The sequence below is a fragment of the Hamadaea sp. NPDC051192 genome (assembly GCF_040682475.1).
In the GTDB taxonomy this organism is placed as follows: domain Bacteria; phylum Actinomycetota; class Actinomycetes; order Mycobacteriales; family Micromonosporaceae; genus Hamadaea; species Hamadaea flava.
Map to the genome: position 1 here is coordinate 121,687 of NZ_JBFBAZ010000008.1, position 6,226 is coordinate 127,912.

The 6,226-nt window shown below is 71.0% G+C and carries 4 protein-coding genes and 1 pseudogene; 2 read left to right on the forward strand and 3 right to left on the reverse strand.

Annotation, left to right across the window (positions count from 1 at the left end; translation table 11 throughout):
- Positions 1–109: 109 nt before the first annotated feature.
- Positions 110–2,437, reverse strand: a complete 2,328-nt coding sequence (locus AB0M47_RS05840) for a DHA2 family efflux MFS transporter permease subunit (RefSeq protein ID WP_363409019.1) — start codon at positions 2,435–2,437, stop codon at positions 110–112.
- A 103-nt stretch (positions 2,438–2,540) separates the two neighbouring features.
- On the opposite strand from AB0M47_RS05840, the gene AB0M47_RS05845 reads away from it, so the two are divergent.
- On the forward strand, positions 2,541–3,041 hold the full coding sequence (locus tag AB0M47_RS05845) for a GNAT family N-acetyltransferase (protein ID WP_363409022.1): 501 nt from the start codon (positions 2,541–2,543) through the stop codon (positions 3,039–3,041).
- On the opposite strand, the gene AB0M47_RS05850 is transcribed toward AB0M47_RS05845, so the two are convergent.
- Complete coding sequence (locus AB0M47_RS05850; protein ID WP_363409025.1) at positions 2,996–3,745, reverse strand: carbon-nitrogen hydrolase family protein; 750 nt, start codon at positions 3,743–3,745, stop codon at positions 2,996–2,998. The two genes, AB0M47_RS05845 and AB0M47_RS05850, sit on opposite strands and share 46 nt — an antisense overlap.
- Entirely contained in the window at positions 3,742–5,856 is a 2,115-nt protein-coding gene (locus tag AB0M47_RS05855) for a sigma-70 family RNA polymerase sigma factor (protein WP_363409028.1), read from the reverse strand. Before AB0M47_RS05855 ends, AB0M47_RS05850 begins: the two co-directional genes overlap by 4 nt.
- A 152-nt stretch (positions 5,857–6,008) precedes the next feature.
- Here AB0M47_RS05855 and AB0M47_RS05860 point away from each other — a divergent pair.
- A pseudogene (locus AB0M47_RS05860) lies at positions 6,009–6,226 on the forward strand (hypothetical protein); the annotation flags it as partial.

Sequence of the window (6,226 nt, forward strand, 5' to 3'; positions counted from 1 at the left end):
CATGCGTCATGATTCGACCCGGAACCCTGATCCAGCGCCGAAAACGCGAGCGCGCCGAGCGAGTAGCGCGCCGAGCGGGTAGCGCCGAGCGAGTCGGGCAGGCAGCGGGTCATGACGACACGGTGATGGGCTGGCTTGGGGCGACGGCGTGCCAGCCCGCGTGCGGCTGATCGGCGTGCCGGCCGGCTTCCGGGCGCAACGTGATCTGGGTATCGATCCGGCCCGGCCCGTCGACGCGTACTCCGATGGCGGCCGGTCCGTAGCCGCTGGCCACCACCGTGTAGGCGCCGTCGGTCAGGTCGTCGACGGCGAAGCCGCCGGTACCGTCCGTATGCGTACTGCCGCGCACGGTTCCGGCCGCGTCCAGCACGACGACCAGGGCGTCCTTCAGCGGCTTGCCGTCAGGCGCGCGTACGGTCCCGGCGACGGTCGCCGCACGGCGCAGCGCCAGCTCACGCTCCACTGTGTCGCCCGGAGCCAAGCTGATCGTCAGGGCGGCGGGCAGATGCCCGTCGGCCGTCACGGTCAGCGTGTACGTTCCGCCTTCGAGCCGCTCCAGCACGATCCGGCCCGCGCTGTCCGCCCGCGCCGTCGCGACCTGCCGCCCCGCGTCGTCGGTGAGGTTCGCGGCGGCACCCGGCACGCGCGTGGCCACGGCCAGCGTCGCCGCTCCCGTCAAGACGATCTCGTGATACGCCGCGGCAGCGACCTGCACTCGGGACGCGTCGGGGCGGTATCCGCCGGCCGCGGCGACCAGCACGTAACTCCCCGGGCGCGGCGCGCCGACGGTGAACGTCCCGTTCGCGTCGCTGACGGCGGTGGCGAGCAGCTCCCCGCCGGCGGCCAGCAGACTCAGCCGCACCTGGGCCAGCGGCGTACCCGTGGCTGTGCGGACCAGTCCGGTCAAGGCGTGGGCGGCCTCGACGACCGGGGTGTGGGCGTCGTGCGTACGCAGAGACACGGCGGGCAGCACGCTGACGCAGATCAGCGCCACGATCAGCAGCGGCACCAGGGCGAGGAAGATCGGGGGCAGCGCGTCAGCGAACGCGCGGGCGACCCCGGCGCGTACGGCGTCGGGCAGTTCGGCCAGCCGGGCGGGGGTCAGCGAGCCGACGCCGCCGGTGACGGAGACTCCGGGCAGCTCGCGGGCGATCGCGTCGTACAGCCGCGTCGTGAACAGCGATCCGCAGACGGCCACGCCGAGTGCGCCGCCGACCTGGCGGACGAAGGTGACGGCGGAGGTGGCCACGCCGAGGTCGGCGCGGTCGGCCGAGTTCTGCACGACGAGCACCAGCACCTGCATGATCAGGCCGATGCCGAGCCCGATGACGACCATGTACGCGCTGATCAGCGCCCGGGTGCTGTGTTCGTCCAGGGTGGACAGCAGCCACAGCCCGAGCCCGGTGAGCACGGCGCCCGCGATCGGGTACGCCTTGTACCGCCCGGTCCGGCTGATCAGCTGGCCGGATGCGATGGCGGTCACGAGGATGCCGGCGACCAGCGGCAGCATCAGCAGCCCCGAGTTCGTGGCGTTCGCCCCGGTGACGACCTGCATGAAGATCGGCAGGTAACTGATCGACCCGAACATCGCCACGCCGACGGCGATGCTGGCGACGGAGGCGAGGGCGAAGGTCCGATCCCGGAACAGCCGCAGCGGCAGGATGGGCTGCGCCGAGAATCGGGCGCTGACCAGCCACAACACCGTGAATCCGACGGTCGCTGCGATCAGCCAGCGGATCTGTGCGCTGCTCCAGGCGTACTCGCTGCCGCCCCAGGAGGTGACGAGGACCAGACCGGTCACCGCGGCCGAGAGCAGCGCGGCGCCGAGATAGTCCACTCGCGACCGGGAGGTGGGCGCGGGCAGCTTGAGCACGACGGCGATCATCGCGAGGGCGATCGCCCCGAGCGGCAGGTTGATGTAGAACACCCACCGCCAGCTGGCGTGATCGGTGAGGTAGCCGCCGAGCAGCGGCCCGGCGACCGACGCGACGCCGAAGGCCGCGCCGATGAAGCCCATGTAGCGGCCGCGATCCCGAGGCGGCACGAGGTCGGCGAGAATGGCCTGGGCGAGCACCATCAACCCGCCCGCGCCGACGCCCTGCACCGCCCGGTAGGCGATGAGCTGCGTCATCGTCTGCGACCAGCCGCACAGGGCTGATCCGATGAGGAACACGGCGATCGCGAAGATCACGACCGGTTTGCGACCGTAGATGTCGCCGATGCGGCCGTACAGCGGCAGGGTGACCGTCGAGGTCAGCAGGTACGCCGTGACCACCCACGAGATGTGGTCGAGCCCGTCGAGGTCGCCGACGATGGTGGGCAGCGCGGTCGCCACGATCGTCTGATCCAGGGCGGCGAGCAGTACGCACAACATGAGTGCGACGAAGATCGTGAGCAGGCGGGCTTTCTGCGTCTTCGTCTCCACTGTGGCGTTCATCGCCTTGGTAACGAGCCGTACGTACGTTACGAAACGGCCATTTCATGCATCCCGCGCGGGAAACCCGCGTGATCTCGGCGCACGGCCCGGGTACGGTCGGGCGATGCCCGAACTGCAGCAGCTGGACCCCGGTCACGCCCCGGCGGTACTGGCCTTCGAGGTGGCGAATCGCGCCTACTTCGCGACCTCGATCACGGACCGGGGCGACGACTACTTCGCCGAGTTCGACGCCCGGTTCGACGCCTTGCTGGCCGAGCAGAAGGCGGGCGTCTGCGCTTTTCACGTGCTCGTCGATGACGACGGTTCGGTCGTGGGCCGGGTCAATCTGGTGGACTTCGAGGACGGTGCCGCCGACCTCGGCTACCGGGTCGCGCAGCACGTCACGGGCCGGGGCGTGGCGACGGCGGCCGTTCGGGAGGTCTGCGCGCTCGCGGTGGACCGGTACGGGCTGCACACCGTGCGGGCAGCCGTGTCGCTGCGGAATATCGCGTCGCAGAAGGTGCTGGTCAAGGCCGGATTCGTCGCTGTCGGCCCAGCCGATCCGGCGAACGTCGGCGGTCAGCCGGGCACCTGGTATCGGCGCGAGATCTCAACGACGATGTGACCTACCGTCATCGGGGGCACTTGGGCGACGACTTCCCCTGCCGGGTTGATCGCGCAGGTCGGGCCCAAACCGACGCGTTCTGAGCCGCGCTCCCCCGTCACATCGGCGGAGACGAGCCACATCCCGGTTTCGCGTACGCGCTGACGGCGGATCTCGTTGTGCCGGGGTTTCCACCGCTCGGCGTTCTCGCGACGCATCATGTTCTGCGTCGGCAGCAGCAGCACGTCCGCGTCTTGGGCGGCGACCGCGGCGGCGGCTGCGGGGAACTGGGCGTCGTAGCAGATGTTGATCCCGAAGCGTACGCCGTTGCGGTCGAAGACCGGGTAGGCGTCGCCGGGATCGAAGAGCGCCTCGCCGGGCACGAGATGCGTCTTGCGGTAGCAGCCGGACAGTTCGCCTCGGTCGAGGACGACAGCCGAGTTGAGCAACCGGTCTTCGCGACGTTCGATGACGCCGAGGACCACGGTGGGCCGGATCGGCGCGAGGCGGCGGCACACGGCTGCGAACTCGGCGGAGCGCAGGTCGAGGGCGTACCGGGTCAGGTGGTCGGCTTCGACGAGGTAGCCCTGCAGGAAGCACTCCGGGAACAGCAGCAGGTCGGCGTCGCCGGCCCGGCGGGCGAAGTCTTCGACGCAGGTCAGTGCGGCGTCGACGTCGCCGAGGATCTCGGGCGTCTGGCAGGCGGCCACGCGGAGTCCGGTCATGAGGTCCTCATCGGGGCGCCGATCGCCGGATCCCGGGTGTTGGTGAGGAAATCGGTCGCGGGCAGTCGACCGTCGGAGCGGCGTGGCCCTTGCGCCGTACGCGGATCGCTCTGGCGCAGCGTGCTCGTCGTCCAGCCGGACTGGTTCCAGGAGTTGCCGTTCTCGACGGCGGAGTCGGCCAGCACGGCGTCCCGGTTGTTGGCCAGCGCGAGGTTGTGCGAGAACTGCGCCGAGGAATAGAAGAACGCGAACCCGTCCTTGGCGTTGCGGTACGCCGTGTTGTTGCTCAACCGCAGGGCGCCCCGGTTGGCGCTCTCGGTGAAGCCGTAGCCGACGTTGTCCCAGGCCGCACTGTTGGTGACGACGTGGGCGACGGCCGGGGCGGGATCGCCGCCGCCGAGCCGGAAGCCGTTGCCGGAGCCGATCACGGCCTGCGACGCGTCGTGCCACAGGTCTTGGCCGTTGGCGTACGCCCAGCTGCGGTCGACGGTCACCGGTGAGGAGAACTCGTGCAGGTCGAAGCCGTCGTCGACGTTCGACCAGAAGCGGCAGCCGCGTACGGTGTTGCCGGTGCCCGAGCCGTATTTGAAGGCGAGCCCGTCGGCCGCCCCGCCGGCGTCGTGGTTGCGGTAGAAGTCGCTGTCGAGCACCTGGTTGCCGGTCGTGCCGTTGTCGCGCAGCATCAGGCCGGTGCCCTTGTTGTCGTGGAAGGACAGTCCGCTGAAGACGGTCGAACGGCAGGCGACGCACACGTACGCGTGGGTCGGCGCGTTGCGGATCTCCAGCCCCCGGACGGTCCAGTACGCGGCCCGCTGGGTCACGAACCAGTCGGTGTGCGGGACGGCGGTCGCGTCGAAGACGGGACGCTCTCCGGCGGCGTTGGTCAGGGTGATGCGCTTCTGCGCGGTGCCGTTCGTCGTGATCTCGACGGACTCGGTCGGGCGGTAGGTGCCGCCCCGGACGACGATGGTCTGACCCGGCCGGACGACCGAGACCGCTTTGGCCAGGGTGGCGTACGGGTGTGCCTGGGTTCCGTCGCCGCCGTCGTCGCCGCCCGGCGCGAGGTAGATCTGACCGGTCGCGGCGCTGGGCGTACTCGTGGGAGAAGGCGCGGGTGACGACGGAGCGGCCGAGACCGTCGGGCCGGAACCGACCACGGGCGGATCAGCCGTGGGTGGATCTTGGGGGGTCGGCGGCGGGAGCAGGACGACGGTGGCCGCGATGGCCGCCGCCGCGGTCGCACCGGCGGTGATCGTGGCGGCGGGCTTCGCGGTGAGCAGGTCCCAGAGTTTGGCGAGCAGCCCGGTCGAGACCGGCGCGAGGTGGCCGCTCGACGCCTGGGCGACCACGGCGGCGAGCCCACCGGCGACCGGCAGCAGGCCGATCTGCGCGAGCGCGACGTCGTCCGGGGCGAGCCGGCCCGCGATGACGCACTGTGGACAGTCGCGGACGTGCCGGTGCAGGCGTTTCACCCACCGAGAGTCCGCCTTGCCGTCCCAGCCCCGGGCGGCGGACTGGAGCCCGGCGCAGCGTGGCGTGGCCCGCCAGGCGGCCAGGATCAGCCGGGCCCGGTCGAGGTGGGCACGCATGCGCTGAATCCGTACGCCGGTATGCGCGACGGTGATGCCGAGGGTGGCCGCGACCTCGGCCCGGCTGAGCCCGCCGAGCAGTTCCTGCCACCACAGGGCCAGGATGCGGCGGTCCTCCCCGTCGAGCCAGCGGGTGGCCTCGCGGACGGCGTTGCGCTGCCCGGCGAGCCGGGCGCGGGTGATCGCGTCGTCGACGAAGTCGGCCTCGGGATCGGGCTGGTCGTCGGCCTCCTGCCAGACGTCGAGCCGGTAGGGCGCACGCCGGGTCCGTTCCCGTTCGCGGATCTGGCGCACGGCGATCGCGACGAGCCACGACCGGAAGCTCTCCGGCTCGCGCAGTCCGGGCATGCCCTGAACGGCGCGCAGCATCGTCTCCTGCACGACGTCGTCGACGTCGGGATGGCCGTCGAGGGCCCGGCCGACGATGTTGTAGACCAGCGGCAGATGGCCGGTGAGCAACTCGGCGAGGGCCTGCCGGTCTCCGTCGCGGGCGGCGACGACCTGCGTGGTGTCCGCAAGCACGGGCGACATCGTGGCGCGCGGCAGGTGGCGCTGTCAAGACATCTACCAGTGACTATTTTCTCGGGAGTTGCGACAAAAACTGTTATGGGTTGCCGTCCGGGCCCGTCTCCTGATCGACACCGCTCCACGGATCGTCCCAGGAGGACCCATCCATGAACACCTCACGATCGCCCGGCGGACGCCCATCCGCCTGGCGCCGCCGGCCTGTGCTGGCGCTGGTCACCGCTGTCCTCGGCGTGGCCGCCGGGATCATGCTCGTCACGATGCCGTCGGCGGAGGCCGCGGTCGCGCCGGTCAACGGCGGCGTCTACACCCTCGCCTCCGGCGCCAGCGGAAAGTGCATCGACGTCGTCGGAGCCGGAACCGGCAA